Below are 17,419 nucleotides of genomic sequence, written 5' to 3' on the forward strand. Positions count from 1 at the left end.
CAGCGTCATGACCCAGAGCACCGCCCCCGGCCTGCGCCTTTCGATCGGCCAGCACGCCCGTCAGGGCATGAAGCCGCAGATGCAGGACTTCCACGGCGCATTGCTGCCCGAAGGCACCCAGCTTGCGCTGAAGGGTGCGGTCGTAGCTCTTGCGGACGGCATCTCGACCAGCCCGCACGCGCGCGCCGCCGCCGAGATGGCCGTTGGCGCGCTGGTCACCGACTATTACGACACGCCCGAAAGCTGGACCGTGCAGACCGCCGCCGGGCGGGTCATCGCGGCGACCAACGCCTGGCTGCATGGACAAAGCCGTGCCGTGGCGCCGGGCGATCCCGACCGGGGCTTCGTCTGCACCCTCTCGGCCATCGTGCTGAAGGGGCGCGAGGCGCATCTCTTCCACGTCGGCGACAGCCGGATCTCGCGGCTTGCCGGCGACAGCCTGGAGCCGCTGACCGAGGACCACGTGAGCGGCGGGATGCTCTCGCGCGCCATGGGGGTCGCTGCCGAGCTGCGGCTCGATCACCGGCGGATCACGCTGCACGCGGGCGACGTCTTCCTGCTGACCACCGACGGCGTGCATGCGCATGTGACCGGCCGCGACCTGCACGCGGCGCTGGCGCGCAGCACCGACCTTGACGCGGTGGCCGAGCACCTCGTCGGCCTCGCCTTGCAGCGCGGCTCGCGGGACAACCTCACCGCGCAGGTGCTGCGGATCGACGCGCTGCCCACGCCCGGCAGCGCCGCGCTCGGCGACGAGGCCGCGGTGCTGCCCGTTCCCCCCCTGCCGAAGCCCGGTCAGGAGATCGACGGTTTCCGCATCCTGCGCCCGCTGCACCATTCCGCGCGCAGCCACGTCTTCCTTGCCGCCACCCCGAGCGGCAGCAAAGTGGCCCTGAAGATTCCCGCCTCCGAAATCGTCGAGGATCCCGAGGCCCGCCGCCGCTTCCTGCTCGAAGACTGGGTCGCGCGGCGCATCGACAGCCCACATGTGCTGCGCGCCGCTCCCCTGCCCGGCCCGCGCAGCGCGCTCTACGGGGTCACGGAATATGTCGAAGCGATCACCCTGCGGCAATGGATGACCGATCACCCCAAGCCCTCGCTGGACGAGGTGCGCGGCATCGTCACGCAGGTCGCCGATGGCCTGCGCGCGATCCACCGACGCGAGATGATCCATCAGGACATCCGCCCCGAGAACCTGCTGATCGACGCGGGTGGCACGGTGCGGATTCTCGACTTCGGCTCGGTCGCCGTGGCCGGGGTCGAGGAGGCGACGCCGGGCCTCATGGGCGCGATGCCCGGCACCTACCAGTACACCGCGCCCGAATATCTTTCGGGCGACGTGGTGAGCTGGCGGTCGGACATGTTCGCGCTGGCGGTCATCGCCTACGAGATGCTGACCGGGCTGCTGCCCTATGGCACGCAGGTGGCGCGCATCGCCTCGCGCCGTGACCAGATGCGGCTCGCCTACCGCTCGGCCTGCGACGACAAGAGCGCGGTGCCGCTGTGGATGGACGAGGCCCTGCAGCGGGCCCTGCATCCCGACCCCGTCCGCCGCCCCGACGCGCTGTCCGAATTCCTCGCCAGCCTGCGCCGCCCCTCGCCGGGCTGGCAGGCGGCGCACCGCCGCCCGCTCGCGGCGCGCAATCCCGTCCGCTTCTGGCAGGCCGTCTCTGCCTTGCTCGCGGCGCTCTGTCTCTTCCTCGCCGCACAGTTGGGCGGCTGACCTACCCCGAAAGGAGAACTGCCATGAAAGACGCACTCATCCCGCAGGAGCTGACCAAGGACGACGTCGCCGCGCTGATCCTTGCCGCGAAGAAGCGCGCCGGTCTCAGCTGGGAGGGCATCGCCTCGGCCATCGGCATGTCGCCGGTCTGGACCCATTCGGCCTGCGTGGGCATGAACGCCATGCCGCCCGAGAAGGCCGCCGCGCTGGTCGCCCTGCTCGAGCTGCCCGAGGAAGCCGCCGAGGTGCTCTCGGAAAGCCCGACGAAGGTCTGGAGCCAGACCGTACCCACCGATCCCTGCATCTACCGGCTCTACGAGATCGTCGGCGTCTACGGGCCAACCATCAAGGCGCTGATCCACGAGGAATTCGGCGACGGCATCATGTCGGCGATCGACTTCGACATGGCGGTGACCCGTGTACCGCACGAAAAGGGAGACCGGGTGAAGATCGAGATGTCGGGCAAGTACCTCGGCTACAACGCCTGGTAGGCACGCGCCGGGCTCGGCTGACGCCCAGATGTAGAAAGGGGGGCCGAAGCCCCCCTTTTTTCGTGTCCGTCGTCCGGATCAGCCGCCGAAGTCGTCGAGCATGATGTCCTCGCGGTCCACGCCCAGATCCAGCAGCATGTTGATCACCGACTGGTTCATGATGGGCGGGCCGCACATGTAGAACTCGCAGTCCTCGGGCGCCGGGTGGTTCTTCAGGTACTCGTTGTAGAGCACGTTGTGAATGAAGCCGGTGTAGCCCTTCCACTCGTCCTCGGGCAGCGCGTCCGACAGGGCGACGTGCCATTCGAAGTTGTCGAATTCCTTCGCCAGCTGGTCGAAATCCTCGACGAAGAACATCTCGCGCTTCGAGCGGGCACCGTACCAGAAGGAGATCTTCCGGTCGCGGTTCTCGAGCCGCTTGAGCTGGTCGAAGATGTGCGAGCGCATCGGCGCCATGCCCGCGCCGCCGCCGATGAACACCATTTCCTTCTTGGTCTCGCGGGCGAAGAACTCGCCGAACGGACCCGAGATGGTGACCTTGTCGCCGGGCTTGAGGTTGAAGATGTAGGACGACATCTGCCCGGCGGGGATGCCGGTCGAGCCCGGCGGCGGCGAGGCCACGCGGACGTTGAGCATGATGATGCCCTTTTCCTCGGGGTAGTTCGCCATGGAGTAGGCGCGCTCGATCGGCTCGGTGACCGTCGACTCGTACTGCCACAGGTTGAACTTGTCCCAGTCGCCGCGATACTCCTCGGCGACGTCGAACTCCTTGTACGACAGCTTGTGCGCGGGCGCCTCGATCTGGATGTAGCCCCCGGCGCGGAAGTTGACGTTCTCGCCCTCGGGCAGCTTGAGGACCAGCGCCTTGATGAAGGTCGCGACGTTCTCGTTGGAAATGACCTCGCATTCCCACTTCTTGACGCCGAAGACCTCTTCGGGGACTTCGATCTCCATGTCCTGCTTGACCGCGACCTGACAGGACAGGCGGTCACCGCAGGCGGCCTCGCGCTTGGTGATGTGGCTTTCTTCGGTGGGCAGGATCGACCCGCCGCCCGAATGCACCCGCACCCGGCACTGCGCACAGGTGCCACCGCCGCCGCAGGCGGAGGGGACGAAGAGCTTCTGTCCGGCGAGGGTCTGCAGGAGCTTGCCGCCCGCGGGGACCGAGATGGTCTTCTCGCCGTTGATGGTGATGTTGACGTTGCCCGTCGACACCAGACGTGCGCGCGCCATCAGGATGATGGTCACCAGCGCGATCACGATCAGGGTGAAGAGGATGACGCCGAGGCTGAAAGTTTCCATGAGTTCCTAGTCCTCCTGCCTCAGAGTTTCACGCCGCTGAAGGACATGAAGGCCATGGCCATCAGACCCGCGGTGATGAAGGTGATGCCGAGCCCCTGAAGCCCGGCCGGAATGTCCGAGTACTTCAGCTTCTCGCGCACACCGGCCATCGCGGTGATCGCCAGCGCCCAGCCGAAGCCGGACGACACGCCGTAGGTGAGGCTTTCGGCAAAGTCGTAGTTCCGTTCCACCATGAACAGCGAGCCCCCGAGGATGGCGCAGTTCACCGTGATCAGCGGCAGGTAGACGCCGAGCGCGTTGTAGAGCGGCGGGAAGTATTTATCGAGCACCATCTCGAGGATCTGCACCAGCGCGGCGATCACCCCGATGTAGGAGATCAGGCCGAGGAAGGTCAGGTCGATGTCCGGAAAGCCCGCCCAAGCCAGCGCGCCGGGCGCCAGCAGGTAGGTCAGGATCAGGTTGTTGGCGGGCACGGTGATCGCCTGCACGATCATCACCGACACGCCGAGACCCATGGCTGTCGAGATCTTCTTCGACACGGCGATGAAGGTACACATCCCCAGGAAGAAGGACAGGGCGAGGTTCTCGACGAAGACCGCCTTGACCGCGAGAGAGATGAGACCTTCCATCAGTGCGCCTCCACGCTCTGGATCTTGTATTCACGCTCTTCGACCTGACCCGGCTTCCAGGTGCGGATCGCCCAGATCAGCAGGCCGATGACGAAGAAGGCCGAGGGCGGCAGCAGCAGCAGGCCGTTCGGCACGTACCAGCCGCCGTTGTTCACGGTCGGCAGGATGGTGATGCCGAACAGCGAGCCCGAGCCGAAGAGCTCGCGGATCACGCCGACGACCATCAGGATCAGCCCGTAGCCCGCGCCGTTGCCGATTCCGTCGACGAAGCTCGCCACCGGCGGGTTGCTCATGGCGAAGGCTTCGGCGCGGCCCATCACGATGCAGTTGGTGATGATCAGGCCGACGAAGACCGACAGGGTCTTCGAGATCTCATAGGCGTAGGCCTTGAGCATCTGGTCCACCACGATCACCAGCGACGCGATGATGACCATCTGCACGATGATCCGGATCGAGCTGGGGATCTGGTTGCGCAGCATCGAGATGAACATCGACGAGAAGGCGGTCACCAGCGTCACGGCAATGGCCATCACCAGCGCGACCTTCAGCGAGGAGGTCACCGCCAGCGCCGAACAGATGCCCAGCACCTGCAGGGTGATCGGGTTGTTGTCGATCAAGGGATCGACGAGCTGCGATTTGCGGGTCTGCTGGGCCATCAGATCTCTCCTGCCTTAAGCCGCTCGAGGAACGGGCCGTAGCCCTGTTCACCCATCCAGAAGCGGACAAGGTTGTCGACACCGCGCGAGGTCAGGGTCGCCCCTGCCAGCGCGTCGATATAGTAGTCCTGGCCGGCGGCCGGTGCCTGCTTGGCCACGGTGATCTGCAGCGTGCCGTCTTCGTCACGCAGCTTCTTGCCGTTCCAGAGCGCCTTCCAGCGCGGGTTGTCGACCTCGGCACCAAGGCCGGGGGTCTCGCCCTGCTGGTAGAACTGCAGGCCATAGATGTCGTTGCCGTTCTCTTCCAGCGCGATGAAGCCGTAGAGCGTCGACCACAAACCGTAACCCTCGATCGGCAGCACCACCTTGTCGATCTCGCCCGCGTCGTCGCGCAGGATATAGACCATCTGGAAGATCTGCTGCTTGCCGCCGAGACCCGCGGGGTCCTCGTCGAGCGCCCGCACGATCGCCGGATCGTTGGAGGTGGCGAGTTCCTCGAAGGTCGCGATGTCGTACTGGTCGGTGAACGCGCCGGTTGCCAGCTCGAGCACATGCGGCTCGAAGTTGCTGAACGCCTCGGCGATGTCCATTCCCGGCTCGTAGACGCCGGCGACTTCCAGAACGTTGCGCTGCTTGTCGCGCAGGCGGTTCATGTCCTGAACCGGGCGCAGCGACACGGCCGCCGCCGACACCACCATCGAGGCGACGAGGCAGAGCACCACCGCCACGGTCACCGTCTTGACGGTGGAATCCGGCGGCATGTCGAGGAAGCGGCGGATGAAGCCCTTGCTTGCGTTGGTGTCAGACATTGCGCTTGGCCCTCCGCTTGATGTTGGCCTGGACGACGAAGTAGTCGATCAGCGGCGCGAAGACGTTGCCGAACAGGATCGCCAGCATCATGCCTTCCGGGAAGGCCGGGTTGATCACACGGATCATCACAACCATGAAACCGATCAGCGCGCCGTAAATGTAGCGGCCAACGTTGGTGTGGCTGGCCGAGACCGGCTCGGTCACCATGAACACCAGGCCGAAGGCGTAGCCGCCGATCACCAGGTGCCAGTACCACGGCATGGCGAACATCGGGTTGGTGTCCGAGCCGATGATGTTCAGCAGCGACGAGAAGCCGATCATCCCCGCAAGGCAACCGACGATCAGGCGCCAGTTGGCGATCTTCGTGAGCAGCAGGAAGGCAAGGCCCAGAAGGCAGGCAATGGTCGAGGTTTCGCCGAAGGAGCCCTGGATGGTGCCGACGAAGGCGTCCATCCAGCTGATGCCGTGCTGCGGCAGCGCGGCAACGCCGTCACTGGCGCCGATGGCCAGCGCGGTCGCGCCCGAGAACCCGTCGACCGGGGTCCAGACGCTGTCACCGGACATCTGCGCCGGATAGGCGAAATACAGGAAGGCACGACCGACCAGCGCCGGGTTGAGGAAGTTCTTGCCGGTGCCGCCAAACACTTCCTTGCCGATCACCACGCCGAAGATGATGCCAAGCGCAACCTGCCAGAGCGGCGCGGTGGCGGGCATGATCAGCGTGTAGAGCATCGAGGTCACGAGGAAGCCTTCGTTGACCTCGTGGCGACGGATCACCGCGAAGATCACCTCGAAGATGCCACCCGCGACCAGCGTCACGATGTAGATCGGCAGGAAATACAGCAGACCGTGCAGGATGTTGGCCAGCGGGTTGGCGGCGTTGAAGCCGATCCCGAGCCCCTCGATGATCGCCGCGCGCCAGCCCGAGGCACCGTATTCGGCGATCGCAAGGTTGGTCTGCAGGCCGGTGTTGTACATGCCGAAGAGGATGCAGGGGATCGTCGCCAGCACCACGTAGGTCATGATCCGCTTCATGTCGATGTACGAGCGGGCATGCGGCGCGACGGTGGTCACCGTCTTCGGCGTGTAGATGAAGCTTTCCACCATCTCGTACATGGGGAAGTATTTCTCGAACCTGCCGCCCTTCAGGAATTGGGGCTCGATCCGATCGAAGAAACTGCGCAGACCCAAGGTCTTAGCCCTCCTTTTCGATCTTGCTGAGGCTGTCGCGAAGGGCGATGCCGTATTCGTATTTCGCCGGGCAGGCAAAGCCCACGAGCCCGAGGTCTTCCTCGTCCAGCTCGAGTGCCCCCAGCGCCTGCGCCTGGTCGGTGTCCAGCACCAGCAGCGCGCGCAGCAGCTGCGTCGGCAGGAAGTCCTGCGGCATCAGCTCCTCGAAGGTGCCGAGCGGCACCATGGCGCGGCGGCCGCCGTTGAGGTTCGACGTGAACGCATAGAGCTTCTTGGTGAAGGCCGAGCCAAGCACCGGCTGCACCGCGAACTTCGAACCCATCGGGCGGATCCAGCCCATCGGGATCTGCTTGTGGTCTTCCTCGATCAGGGTGATCTGCCGAGCATAGCGGCCAAGGAAGGCGGTCTCGCCCGCGCCCATGCGGCCGCTGAGGATCGAACCCGAGATGACCCGGACAGGTTTGTCGGCGTTCAGATCCTCGGCGCAGAGCTCCTCCATCGAGGCCCCTGCGAGCGTGCGCACCAGCCGCGGACGGCTGCACATCGGGCCGGACAGGGCGATGATGCGCTTGCCGTCCAGACGGCCGGTCTCGAGCAGTTTCCCGATTGCGATCACGTCATGGTAGCCGATGGTCCACACGGTCTTGGACGCCGAGGGCGGCTCGAGGAAATGCATGTGCGTGCCGGCAAGGCCGGCCGGGTGCGGCCCCGAGAAGCCTGCGGCGGTGATGCCGGGAAGGTTCGCGCCGGGCACCTCCTTGCCGATTTCCTGACACAGGTAGACGTTGCCCTCGGTCAGCAGCGGCAGCGCCTGCAGGCCGCGGGCAAAGGCCTCGGCGTCCTCGGCGATGATCGTCGCGGCGTCACCGCAGAGCGGCTCGCTGTCCATCGCGGTGACGTAGATCGCTGCGGGCCTGGACTCGGGCGCGGGCACCTTGGAGTAAGGACGGGTACGGAACGAGGTCCAGAGACCCGAGGCACAGAGCTTTGCGATCAGGCCTTCAGTGGTGGACGCATCGCCGACGGCAGAGAAGTCCACGGGCGTTGCGGCGCTCGGATCCACTTCGATCTCGATGCTGATCAGCACCCGGCGCGGACCGCGGTTGATCGCCTTGATTCGCCCGGAAACCGGTGCAGTGACCTGAACTTCAGGCGTATCCTTATGGGCCAGGATCGGCGCGCCGGCGGCGATCACATCGCCCTCCTGCACCGCGATTCTCGGTTTCAAACCGATGTAATCCTGCCCCAGAACCGCAACGGTCCGAACCGCTGCACCGTCTTCGATTCCGCCTACGGGTGTCCCCAGAACCGGGACATCGAGACCTTTTCTCAACGTATATTGCTGCACGTCGCTTCGTCCTGTCCTTTTTCCGGCAGCCTTATGCGCCGCAACGCCGCAGTTTGGAAGAGTTTGACGAGAAAGTTTCGAATTTAATGTTGAATCACCCGGCAAAACCGCTCAGAAGCCCTTTGTCTCATCGTCGACCCTACAGCTTCCTGCGGAGATACCGGATGAACCCTCTTACCTTTTCTCGCCGTAGCTTCCTCGTGATGCCTTTCGCTCTGGCCGCGTGCAAGAAAGGATGGTCCGTCCTCGAACTCGCCGGGTTCACCATGGGCACGAGCTATTCGATCGCCGCGATCGACCACAGCAACAAGATCGACAAGGCCGAGCTCCAGCAGGCCGTGAACGCGAGCCTGGCACAGGTGAACGCGCAGATGTCGAACTGGGATGCCAGCTCGGAAATTTCGCGCTTCAACGCTGCCGGCGCTACCGATGGCTTCGCGGTGTCTCACGAGGTTGCGCATGTGATGAATGCAGCGCACGAGATCAACGCCGCGACGGACGGCCGTTTCGACGTCACCGTCGGCCCGCTGATCGATCTCTGGGGCTTCGGCTCGGGCAAGACCCGCAGCGACATGCCCAGCGACGCCGAAATCGCGCAGGCGCTGGCCTGCTGTGGCCAGGCCCAGTCGGTGGGTGTCAGCGACCGCGCGCTTCAGAAGATGCGCCCCGAGGCGGAAGTCTACCTTTCGGCCATCGGCAAGGGCTTCGGCATCGACCAGGTGGCCCGCACGCTCGCCAGCTTCGGCATCACCGACTACATGGTCGAAGTCGGCGGCGATCTCTACACCGCGGGCAAGAACCCGGATGGTCAGGCATGGCGCATCGGCATCGAGACGCCCGAAGCCTTCGACCGTGGTGTGCAGCAGGTCGTGGCCGTGTCGGACATGGGCATGGCAACCTCGGGCGACTACCGCAACTACTTCGACTTCGAAGGCAAGCGCTACTCGCACATCATCGACGCCACCACCGGCCGCCCGGTCACCCATGACACCGCCTCGGTGACCGTGATGACCGAGAACGCCATGCTGGCCGACGCCTGGGCCACCGCGCTGCTGGTGCTCGGCCGCGAGCGTGGTCTCGAGCTTGCAAATCAGCGTGATATGGCCGCGCTTTTCATTGAGCGTAGCGGCAAAGCAGGCGACAAGGGCTTCAAGATCACCGCCAGCGACCGCTTCACCGCGCTCCAGGCCTGATCGCCAACCGCCGCAACCGCTGAACGGGGGACGCCATGTCGACCTTCATCCTTGCCTTCGGACTGCTGATGATCGTGATGCTGGGCATGGCGCTCGGCGTCATTCTCAATGGCCGCACGATCAAGGGCAGCTGCGGCGGGCTCAATGCCATCGCCGGTGCAGACCGCTGCGTGGTCTGCAAGCAAGAGGTCGATCCCGACAGCCCGCTGCGCGACCGTCTGCACTGCCCCAAGGCGCGCAAGATGCTCGAGCAGATGGAGCGCGAGGAACGCGCGGCGACCTGATCAGCGCAGCTTCTCCGAATGCGAAACGGCGGCCCTCGGGCCGCCGTTTGCGTTTGTGACCCTCGCCTCCCGCCCGGAAGCAAGGCGAGCCGGCCGTATCCTCAGCCCCCGGTGAGCGGCGTCAGCCCCAGTACCAGCAGCACCACCGCCGCGATCAGTCCGAACACCCAGAGCTGCCAGCGCGGGCCCTCGGCCTTCCACACGCTGCGGTAGCGATACCCGGCAAGGCAGGCGATCACGAAGAGCACCGTGGCGCTGGCGGGGGACAGCGAAAACTCGGGCAAGATTCAGACCTCTGTGCTGGAATTCGTTTACTCGTGCGCTGATTGCACTAACCTGAACGAGGTTCAAGGGAGGGTAACGCGATGCCAGCTTCATACAAACCTCATACCCGCGACGACGACGAGCACGAACGCAGCCACAGCCAGACAGTCGAAACCAACCTTTCGGCGGCCGAGGCAACGGTGCGCCACGTGCTGGACAGCAAGAACGGCGACCTTTTCTGGATTCAGCCGCATGAAACCATCGGCAAGGCCGTCGAGGTGCTGCGCGACCAGCGCATAGGCGCGCTTCTGGTGAAGGACCCGCAGGGCGAGCTGGTCGGGATCCTGTCCGAGCGCGACATCGTCCGCCGACTCGCCGACACGCCGGGCCGCACCCTGCCGCAGACGGTGGCCGAGCTGATGACCTCGAAACTCGAGACCTGCACCGCCGATGAGACGCTGGTGCGCATCCTGCGGCGGATGACCGACGGGCGCTTCCGCCACATGCCGGTGCTCGAGAACGGCCAGCTGATCGGCATGATCTCGATCGGCGACGTGGTGAACTACCGGCTGACCGCGCTGGAATACGAGGCGCTGAAGCTCAAGCAGCTCATCGTCGGCTGACCCCGGGCGGCAAAACCAAAAGGCCGCGTCCCTACGGACGCGGCCCTATTCTTTTTGGCCTAGGCGCTCATTCGTCGCCGGGCACCCCGTAGGACGGGGCCTCGCGCGGGTCGAGCGCGCGCTGCACGTAGGCGTCCAGCTGCGGCTTGTAGACCTCCCAGGCCGTGGCCACGGCCTCGATCGGGCAGTCCTCGGTCCAGTCGCAGCGCAGGTCGGCAACAGGCCAGCTGACCTTGTCGACGATCTTCAGCCCCGCCGAATGCACGGGTCCGGCCTCGCCGCCTGCCGCAAGCGCCCCGCGCAGCGCCGCGACCAGCCGGTCGCCGATATGGCCCGTCGCCCCGAGATAGGCATCGACCATCGCCTGCGGCACGCCGCCATTGGCCAGCAGGTTGCCGCCCGAGGCGGCGTTTTCGGCCTGCGCCTGCGTCCAGATGCCCAGCGAGTTCGGCCCCGAGTGAATCGCCGTGCGCCCCGCGGCATCCACCGCCAGCACCTGCCGGTACTCGATGAACTTGCCGCGCTTTTGCACCTCTGCGATGGCCTCGGGCGCGGAAAGCCCACCTTCCATCAGGTCGAGCGCCAGCGGGCCGAGCGAGGGGTCGGTGACGTTCTGCGAAGCCACCGCCCCCACCCCGGCGCGCGCAAACGAGCAGCGCGCCGCGACGGCGGGCGAAGACGACGAGATCACCAGACCGAACATGCCGGTCTCGGGGCAGCGGGCGACGAGAGAGAAGGTCATCAGCGATCAGGCCTTGTAGTCGTGGGGAATGACCCCGGTTGCCTCGATCTCGACCAGCCAGTCGGGACGCGCCAGCGCGGTCACCACGAGCCCGGTGGACACCGGGTGCACGCCCTTGATGTATTCGCCCATGGTCCGGTAGACCGCCTCGCGGTTGCGCACGTCGGTCAGGAACACCTGCACGCGGCAGACATGCTCCATCGCGCCGCCGCATTCCTCCATCAGCTGACGGATGTTCTGCATGACCTTGTGGGTCTGCTCGACCGGATCGTGGCTCTCGATGTTCTTGGCGTCGTCGAGGTTCTGCGGGCACTGGCCGCGCAGGAACACCATCTTGCCCTCGGCGACCACCGCCTGGCACAGGTCATTGTCGAGCTTCTGCTCGGGATAGGTGTCCTTGGTGTTGAACTTGCGGATGCGGGTATGGGCCATCTGGCGCTCCGTTGGGGTTATTCTGCGGCCCGCGCGGAGGTCGCGCTGCGGGCCTTGTCGTCGTAGGTGCTGTAGCTTCGCTGGATCACGATCTGATCGGCGATGTAACGGGCGTCGTGCCAGACACCCCAGATGAAGCTCGACCCGCGGCGCGACAGCCACGGCAAACCGAGGAAGTAGAAGCCGCGCTCGGGAGACACGCCGCGCTCATGGCGCGGGCGTCCGGTCTGGTCGAGCAGGTCGAGTTCCAGCCAGCTGTAATCGAGCGCATAGCCGGTGGCCCAGAGGATGGTGGTCACCCCGGCCTCGGCAAGGTCGAGCGCGCGCAAAGGCTCGGTCATGCAGGCCGGGTCCGGCAAGAATTGCCGGGCCTCGGGCTCTTCGGGCAGATCGAGCCCGTTGCGGGTCACATAGGCGTCGGCCTGGTCAAGCATCGCGAGATAGTCCGAGTCGCCCCGGCGGATGTTGCGCGCAAGGTCGTCCTCGAAGTGCAGGCGGCCCTCGGCGTAGCTTTCGGTGCGCCCGACGAGCGTGATGCCTTCTTCCGCGAGCTGGCGGAATTCCACCGTCCGGCCACCCTGCGCACCGCTCACCGCGATGGTCACATGCTCGGTTCCCGGCGCAGGGGCGGGAATGTCCCAGAGCCCGAGCACGCCCAGCCACCAGCAGTAGTCGCGCCCGCGATAGGCCCGCGGCGGGCGTCCGTGCGGCCCGACCGAGAGGTAGACCCTGCGCCCGGCACGGTTCAGCTCGTCGGCGATCTGCGCCCCCGAAGAGCCCGCGCCGACCACAAGAACCGCCCCCTCGGGCAGTTGCTCGGGATTGCGGTAATCGGCCGAGTGCAACTGGGTGACAGGCGCATCCTGCGGCACCACAGAGGGGATCACCGGCTTCTGGAACGGGCCGGTGGCCGAAACAACATTCCGCGCCTCGATCACGCCCTCGGAGGTTTCCACCCGGAACCCCGGCCGCCCGTCGAGCCGCCGCACGCGGGTCACCTCTACGCCGCACCGGATCGGCGCGCCGAACTTCGCGGCATAGCGTTCGAAGTAATCGGCCACCTCGTCCTTGGCCGGGAAGGCCTCGCCATCGCCGTCGAACTCCATGCCGGGGAAACGATCGTGCCAGGCCGGGCCATTGGCCACCAGCGAATCCCAGCGGCCGCTGCGCCAGCGCTCGGCGATGCGGGCCTTTTCCAGAACGAGGTGCGGTACGCCCTCACGCTCCAGGTGCTCGCTCATGGCAACCCCGGCCTGGCCTGCGCCGATCACGAGCGTGTCGATGGTTTCAACGGGCATGGCGAGTCCTTCTTTGACCGAGGCGTACCCCCCTGTGTACCCCCAGGACACCTTCGGGAGAATTACGAAATTCTTCGCCGCTGCTTTGGCTCCACCTAAGCCACGCCGCTGTCCACGGCTGGCGACGAGTCGACCCGTCATGCGCACTGCCTGCGCGCGGGGTCGGCCGCGTCGCGGAGGCACCCGGTGCCCTAACCGTGCGACAGCCCCAATGCAAAAGGCCCGGCAGGTGCCGGGCCAAATCGCCTTGTGGTGCCGGGAAGGTTCAGCGCGCCGGAACCGCGCCACCCTGCTCGCGCCGCGCCGCCTTTTGCGAGGCGAAGGCGCAGACCAGAAGCTGGCTCATGTGATAGATCATCAGCGGCAGCACGATCGCGCCGACCTGGTCGGCGGCGAAGAGCGCCGTGGCGATCGGCAGCCCCGAGGCAAGGCTCTTTGTCGAGCCGCAGTAGAACAGCACCGCCTGATCCGGATAGGGCATCCGGAAAAGCTTTCCGGTCCCCAGCATCAGCAGCATGACGATGGCCAGGAACAGCAGCACCACCAGCATCAGCAGGATCAGACTCGCGGTGGGGATCTTCGACCAGAGCCCCGAGACGGTGCCGGCGCTGAACGCCGAATACACGATCAGCAGGATCGAGCCGCGATCGACCACCATGGTCAGGAGCTTGTGTCGCTTGACGAAGCCGCCGACCCACGGGCGGACCAGCTGGCCGATGACGAAGGGCAGCAGGATCTGGGTGCCGATCTTCAGCACCGACTCGAAGCTCACCCCACCGTCGCCCTGATGCAGCAGCAGCGCCACCAGCGCCGGGGTCAGCGCGACCCCCACGAGATTTGACAGCGAGGCGGCACAGATCGCCGCCGGCACGTTGCCGCCCGCAATCGAGGTAAAGGCGATCGAGGACTGCACGGTCGAGGGCAGCACCGCGAGGAACAGCAGCCCCAGCGTGACCGTCGCTCCGAGCGCGGGCGCGAAGACTGCCGCCAGCCCCAGGCCGATCAGCGGGAACATGACGTAGGTGGCCGCGAAAGTCAGGCCCTGCAAACGCCAGTTCAGCAGCCCGGCGCGCACCGCGCTCGGGTCGAGCTTCGCGCCGTATAGGAAGAACAGCAGCGCAACCGCCCAGAAGGTCACCTGTTTCAGCCCGGTCGCAGCGAGGCCCTGTGCCGGCAGCAGCAGGCCAAGAAAAACCGTGGCGATTAGCAGCAGCATGTAAGTGTCGATGCCGATGCGCTTGAGATAACTCATCTCTTCTCCTGTACTTTCCTCTCACCGACGCGTGCGCCGATCCCTCGGAAGGCGGCGGCGCGCCGGGTGACACGCCCCCGCCGGGCGGGCTCAGAACCCTGAAGCCTGCCCATCCTTACGCGGATCCGATCCCGCCGCAAAGCCGCCTTCGGGCAGGCGATGCACCAGCTGTGCCCCGCCGAAGCCGAAGGCATTGTCCGGCGCCTCGATCTGGATCCGGTGACCAAGCGCCCTCAGCCCGTCGAGCAGCTCGGGGGCCATGCTCGGCTCGCAGGCCAGATCCAGCCCCTCGATCATCCGCCAGCGCGGCGCGTCGGCGGCGGTCTGCACGTCCTGCTCCCAGAGCTCGGTGCGCAGCAGCAGTTGCATGTGGCCCTGCGCCTGGATCGGCCCGCCCATCATGCCGAAGGCCATCAGCGGCTCGCCGTTCTTCATGGCAAAGCCCGGAATGATCGTGTGGAACGGCCGCTTGCCCCCCGCCACGCGGTTCGGGTGACCTTCCTCGGTGGTGAAGCCGAAGCCCCGGTTCTGCATCGACACGCCCGTGCCCGGCACCACCACGCCCGAGCCGAAGCCCGCGTAGTTGGACTGGATGAAGCTGATCATCATGCCCGAGGCATCACCGACGTTGAGCAGCACGGTGCCGCCGCGCTTCGGCGCGCCGGGGCCGAAGTCCTGGGCCTTGTCCTCGGCGATGAGCGCGGCGCGGGATTTCAGGTAGTCCGGGTCCAGCAGCGCGGTCTCGTCCACATCGGTCATGTGATCGCGGTCGGCGACGAAGGCATGCAGGTCGGCATAGGCCAGCTTGATCGCCTCGATCTGCAAGTGCACGGCGGTCAGATCGTCCGGGCCATGTTCGCGGATCGAGGTGTGCTGCAACATCCCCAGCGCCATGAGCGCGGCGATCCCCTGCCCGTTCGGCGGGATCTCGTGCAGCTCGACGTCGTCGAAGGACTGGCTGACCGTGCCGCACCAGTCGGGCTTCTGCGCCGCGAGGTCCGCCATGGTCATCGCGCCGCCATTGGCGTTCGAGAAGGCGATGATCTCTTCCGCGATCTCGCCCTCGTAAAAGGCACGGCCCTTGGTCTCGGCAATCGCCCGCAGGGTGCGCGCGGCACCGGGGTTGCGGAAGCGCTCGCCCGCCTTGGGGGCGCGGCCACCGGGCATGAAGGTCTCGGCGAAGCCGGGCTGCTTGCCCAGCGTCTGCGCGCCTTTCGCCCAGAGCGCGGCGATCACCGGCGAGACGATGAACCCTTCTTCGGCGTAGCGGATCGCCGGCGCCAGCACCGTCGCCAGCCCGAGCTTGCCGAAGCGCTCCGAAAGCTCGACCCAGGCGCTGACCGCGCCGGGCACCGTCACCGCATCCCAGCCGTGCTGCGGCATGCCGTTCGGGAAGCGCTCGGGCGACCAGGCGGCGGGCGCGCGGCCCGAGGCGTTGAGCCCGTGCAGCTGCTTGCCGTCCCACAAGATGCAGAAGGCATCCGAGCCAAGGCCGTTGCCGGTGGGTTCCACCACCGTCAGCGCCGCAGCGGTGGCGATCGCGGCGTCCACCGCGTTGCCGCCCTGTTGCAGGATGGTCAGCCCCGCCTGCGTGGCGAGCGGCTGGGATGTGGCCACGACGTTCTCGGCCAGGACAGGCGAGCGGCGCGACGGGTAGACGGGATCATGACGCAGGCGCATCGGTACTCCTCCCGGAGGTCTTGCGTTGTTTCAGGTGGCCGCGGATTGCCCAGGCAATCGAGACGACGGCCGCGATGAGGAAGATGAGGCTGATCGGGCGGGTGAAGAACAGCGACGGATCGCCGTCGGTCATCAGCGCCCGGCGCAGGTTGGTTTCGGCGATAGGGCCGAGGATCACGCCCAGCACCAGCGGCGCCAGCGAGTAGCCGAGCGCGCGCAGCGCGTAGCCCGCCACCCCGATGAAGCCGAGCAGGTACAGATCGGTCACCCGGTTGTTCAGCGCGAAGGAGCCGACAACGCAGCAGACCATGACGACCGGCACGATCAGCCATTTCGGCACCTCGGCGACGCGCAGGAACATCCGCATCGACACCACCGAGACGAAGAGCATCATCAGCGAGGCAACCGCCATCGCGATGAACATGCCATAGACCAGGTCGGCGTGGTCCATGATCAGCCGCGGGCCGACGGAAATGCCGTGCACCATCAGCGAGGCCATGAGGATCGCGTCCACCGCCGATCCCGGAATGCCGAGGCCGATCAGCGGGATGAGACCGCCACCGGCGGTGGCCGAGTTGCCCGCCTCGGAGGCGACGACACCGTCGGGGTTGCCCTTGCCGAAGCTCTCCGGATCCTTGGAATTGCGCTTGGCCTGGTCATAGGCGACGAGGTTGGCGATCGAGCCCCCTGCCCCCGGCAGCGCGCCGATCAGAACGCCGACGATCGAAGAGCGGATCAGGTTGACCGGCCGCAGCAGCACCTCCTTCATCACCTTCCAGGTCTGGAAGTCGATGGCGCCGGTGACCAGCGCATTGCCCGAGCGCACGGACTTGGCGTCCTCGACCTCGGAGGTCAGCTGCGAGATCGCGAAGATGCCGATCAGCACGACGAGGAAGGGCAGCCCGGTCTCCAGCATCTCGATGCCGAAGTCGAAGCGCGGCCGCCCCATGATCGGGTCGGTTCCGACGGTCGAGATCGCAAGGCCGATGAACCCCGCCAGCAGGCCGCGGATCACGCTGTCGCCGACGAGGCTGGCGACGATGGTCAGCGCGAAGACGATCAGCGAGAAATATTCCCACGGGCCGAGCTTCACCGCGAACATCGCCAGCGGCGGCGCGGCGACGATCAGAACGACGGTCGAGATGATGGTGCCGAAGAACGAGGCCCAGACGCCAAGCGAGAGCGCCCGTCCGGGTTCGCCGCGGCGCGCCATGGGGAAGGCGTCGAAGGTGGTGGCGACCGACGAGGGCGTGCCGGGAATGCCGAGCAGCGCCGCCGAGATGAGTCCGCCGGTATAGCCGCCCACGTAAACCGAGAGCATCACCGCGATGCCCTGAAGCGGCTCCATGGTGAAGGTCAGCGGCAGGGTCAGCACGATGGCCATGGTGACGGTGAAGCCCGGGATCGCGGCGGCGATGATGCCGGCCAGCGAGCCGAAAAGCATGTAGATCAGCGTGGCGAGCGTGAAAATCTGCGCCGCGCCGGAAAGGAAGCTGTCCAT

Annotated in this window: 18 protein-coding genes; 5 read left to right on the forward strand and 13 right to left on the reverse strand. The window is 66.3% G+C overall.

All coding sequences use genetic code 11. The features are described from left to right. Positions 1–7: 7 nt before the first annotated feature. Complete coding sequence (locus IQ782_RS13605; RefSeq protein ID WP_194135188.1) at positions 8–1,723, forward strand: bifunctional protein-serine/threonine kinase/phosphatase; 1,716 nt, start codon at positions 8–10, stop codon at positions 1,721–1,723. A gap of 23 nt (positions 1,724–1,746) precedes the next feature. Next, positions 1,747–2,214, forward strand: a complete 468-nt coding sequence (cynS, locus tag IQ782_RS13610; protein WP_194135189.1) for a cyanase — start codon at positions 1,747–1,749, stop codon at positions 2,212–2,214. Positions 2,215–2,292: 78 nt separating this feature from the next. Here the strand turns inward: cynS and nqrF are convergent, their stop codons facing one another. The 6 genes from nqrF to IQ782_RS13640 are packed head-to-tail and all read right to left on the reverse strand — an operon-like array spanning position 2,293 to position 8,150. Continuing rightward, positions 2,293–3,516 carry an NADH:ubiquinone reductase (Na(+)-transporting) subunit F gene (gene nqrF, locus IQ782_RS13615; protein ID WP_194135190.1) on the reverse strand — a complete coding sequence of 408 codons (1,224 nt, stop codon included), beginning with the start codon at positions 3,514–3,516 and terminating at the stop codon, positions 2,293–2,295. Between the two features lie 20 nt (positions 3,517–3,536). After that, entirely contained in the window at positions 3,537–4,145 is a 609-nt protein-coding gene (nqrE, locus tag IQ782_RS13620) for an NADH:ubiquinone reductase (Na(+)-transporting) subunit E (protein WP_194135191.1), read from the reverse strand. Next, positions 4,145–4,801: an NADH:ubiquinone reductase (Na(+)-transporting) subunit D gene (locus tag IQ782_RS13625; protein ID WP_194135192.1), complete on the reverse strand. Its 657-nt coding sequence runs from the start codon at positions 4,799–4,801 to the stop codon at positions 4,145–4,147. Before IQ782_RS13625 ends, nqrE begins: the two co-directional genes overlap by 1 nt. Beyond that, the gene (locus IQ782_RS13630) at positions 4,801–5,610 is read right to left on the reverse strand and encodes a Na(+)-translocating NADH-quinone reductase subunit C (RefSeq protein ID WP_194135193.1); all 810 of its coding nucleotides are present in this window, start codon (positions 5,608–5,610) and stop codon (positions 4,801–4,803) included. The genes IQ782_RS13625 and IQ782_RS13630 overlap by 1 nt, the downstream gene beginning before the upstream one ends. Continuing rightward, positions 5,603–6,802: an NADH:ubiquinone reductase (Na(+)-transporting) subunit B gene (locus IQ782_RS13635; RefSeq protein WP_194135194.1), complete on the reverse strand. Its 1,200-nt coding sequence runs from the start codon at positions 6,800–6,802 to the stop codon at positions 5,603–5,605. The genes IQ782_RS13630 and IQ782_RS13635 overlap by 8 nt, the downstream gene beginning before the upstream one ends. 4 nt (positions 6,803–6,806) lie before the next feature. Next, positions 6,807–8,150, reverse strand: a complete 1,344-nt coding sequence (locus IQ782_RS13640) for a Na(+)-translocating NADH-quinone reductase subunit A (RefSeq protein ID WP_194135195.1) — start codon at positions 8,148–8,150, stop codon at positions 6,807–6,809. A 164-nt stretch (positions 8,151–8,314) separates the two neighbouring features. Here IQ782_RS13640 and IQ782_RS13645 point away from each other — a divergent pair, with 164 nt between their 5' ends. After that, complete coding sequence (locus tag IQ782_RS13645; RefSeq protein WP_240989283.1) at positions 8,315–9,343, forward strand: FAD:protein FMN transferase; 1,029 nt, start codon at positions 8,315–8,317, stop codon at positions 9,341–9,343. Between the two features lie 35 nt (positions 9,344–9,378). Beyond that, complete coding sequence (gene nqrM, locus IQ782_RS13650) at positions 9,379–9,627, forward strand: (Na+)-NQR maturation NqrM (protein WP_194135196.1); 249 nt, start codon at positions 9,379–9,381, stop codon at positions 9,625–9,627. 101 nt (positions 9,628–9,728) lie between these two features. On the opposite strand, the gene IQ782_RS13655 is transcribed toward nqrM, so the two are convergent. After that, positions 9,729–9,911 (reverse strand): hypothetical protein, encoded by a 183-nt coding sequence (locus IQ782_RS13655; protein WP_194135197.1) that lies wholly within the window; start codon positions 9,909–9,911, stop codon positions 9,729–9,731. A gap of 81 nt (positions 9,912–9,992) precedes the next feature. Between IQ782_RS13655 and IQ782_RS13660 the strand changes: the two genes are divergently transcribed. Beyond that, positions 9,993–10,514, forward strand: coding sequence for a CBS domain-containing protein (locus IQ782_RS13660; RefSeq protein WP_194135198.1), 522 nt, complete (start codon positions 9,993–9,995; stop codon positions 10,512–10,514). 67 nt (positions 10,515–10,581) lie between these two features. On the opposite strand, the gene IQ782_RS13665 is transcribed toward IQ782_RS13660, so the two are convergent. From IQ782_RS13665 to IQ782_RS13690, 6 genes are all read right to left on the reverse strand, one after another. Further along, positions 10,582–11,256, reverse strand: coding sequence for a DUF1028 domain-containing protein (locus tag IQ782_RS13665; RefSeq protein ID WP_194135199.1), 675 nt, complete (start codon positions 11,254–11,256; stop codon positions 10,582–10,584). 6 nt (positions 11,257–11,262) lie between these two features. Beyond that, a complete protein-coding gene (locus IQ782_RS13670) occupies positions 11,263–11,688 on the reverse strand; it encodes a RidA family protein (protein WP_194135200.1) in 426 nt (141 codons plus the stop codon). A 17-nt stretch (positions 11,689–11,705) separates the two neighbouring features. Beyond that, positions 11,706–12,986: a flavin-containing monooxygenase gene (locus tag IQ782_RS13675; RefSeq protein WP_194135201.1), complete on the reverse strand. Its 1,281-nt coding sequence runs from the start codon at positions 12,984–12,986 to the stop codon at positions 11,706–11,708. 265 nt (positions 12,987–13,251) lie between these two features. Further along, positions 13,252–14,238: a bile acid:sodium symporter family protein gene (locus tag IQ782_RS13680; RefSeq protein WP_194135202.1), complete on the reverse strand. Its 987-nt coding sequence runs from the start codon at positions 14,236–14,238 to the stop codon at positions 13,252–13,254. 90 nt (positions 14,239–14,328) lie between these two features. Then, positions 14,329–15,918, reverse strand: coding sequence for a gamma-glutamyltransferase family protein (locus IQ782_RS13685; RefSeq protein ID WP_194135203.1), 1,590 nt, complete (start codon positions 15,916–15,918; stop codon positions 14,329–14,331). Then, positions 15,902–17,419, reverse strand: a complete 1,518-nt coding sequence (locus tag IQ782_RS13690; protein WP_194135204.1) for a tripartite tricarboxylate transporter permease — start codon at positions 17,417–17,419, stop codon at positions 15,902–15,904. Before IQ782_RS13690 ends, IQ782_RS13685 begins: the two co-directional genes overlap by 17 nt.

The organism is Salipiger mangrovisoli (assembly GCF_015223355.1).
Lineage (GTDB): Bacteria > Pseudomonadota > Alphaproteobacteria > Rhodobacterales > Rhodobacteraceae > Salipiger > Salipiger mangrovisoli.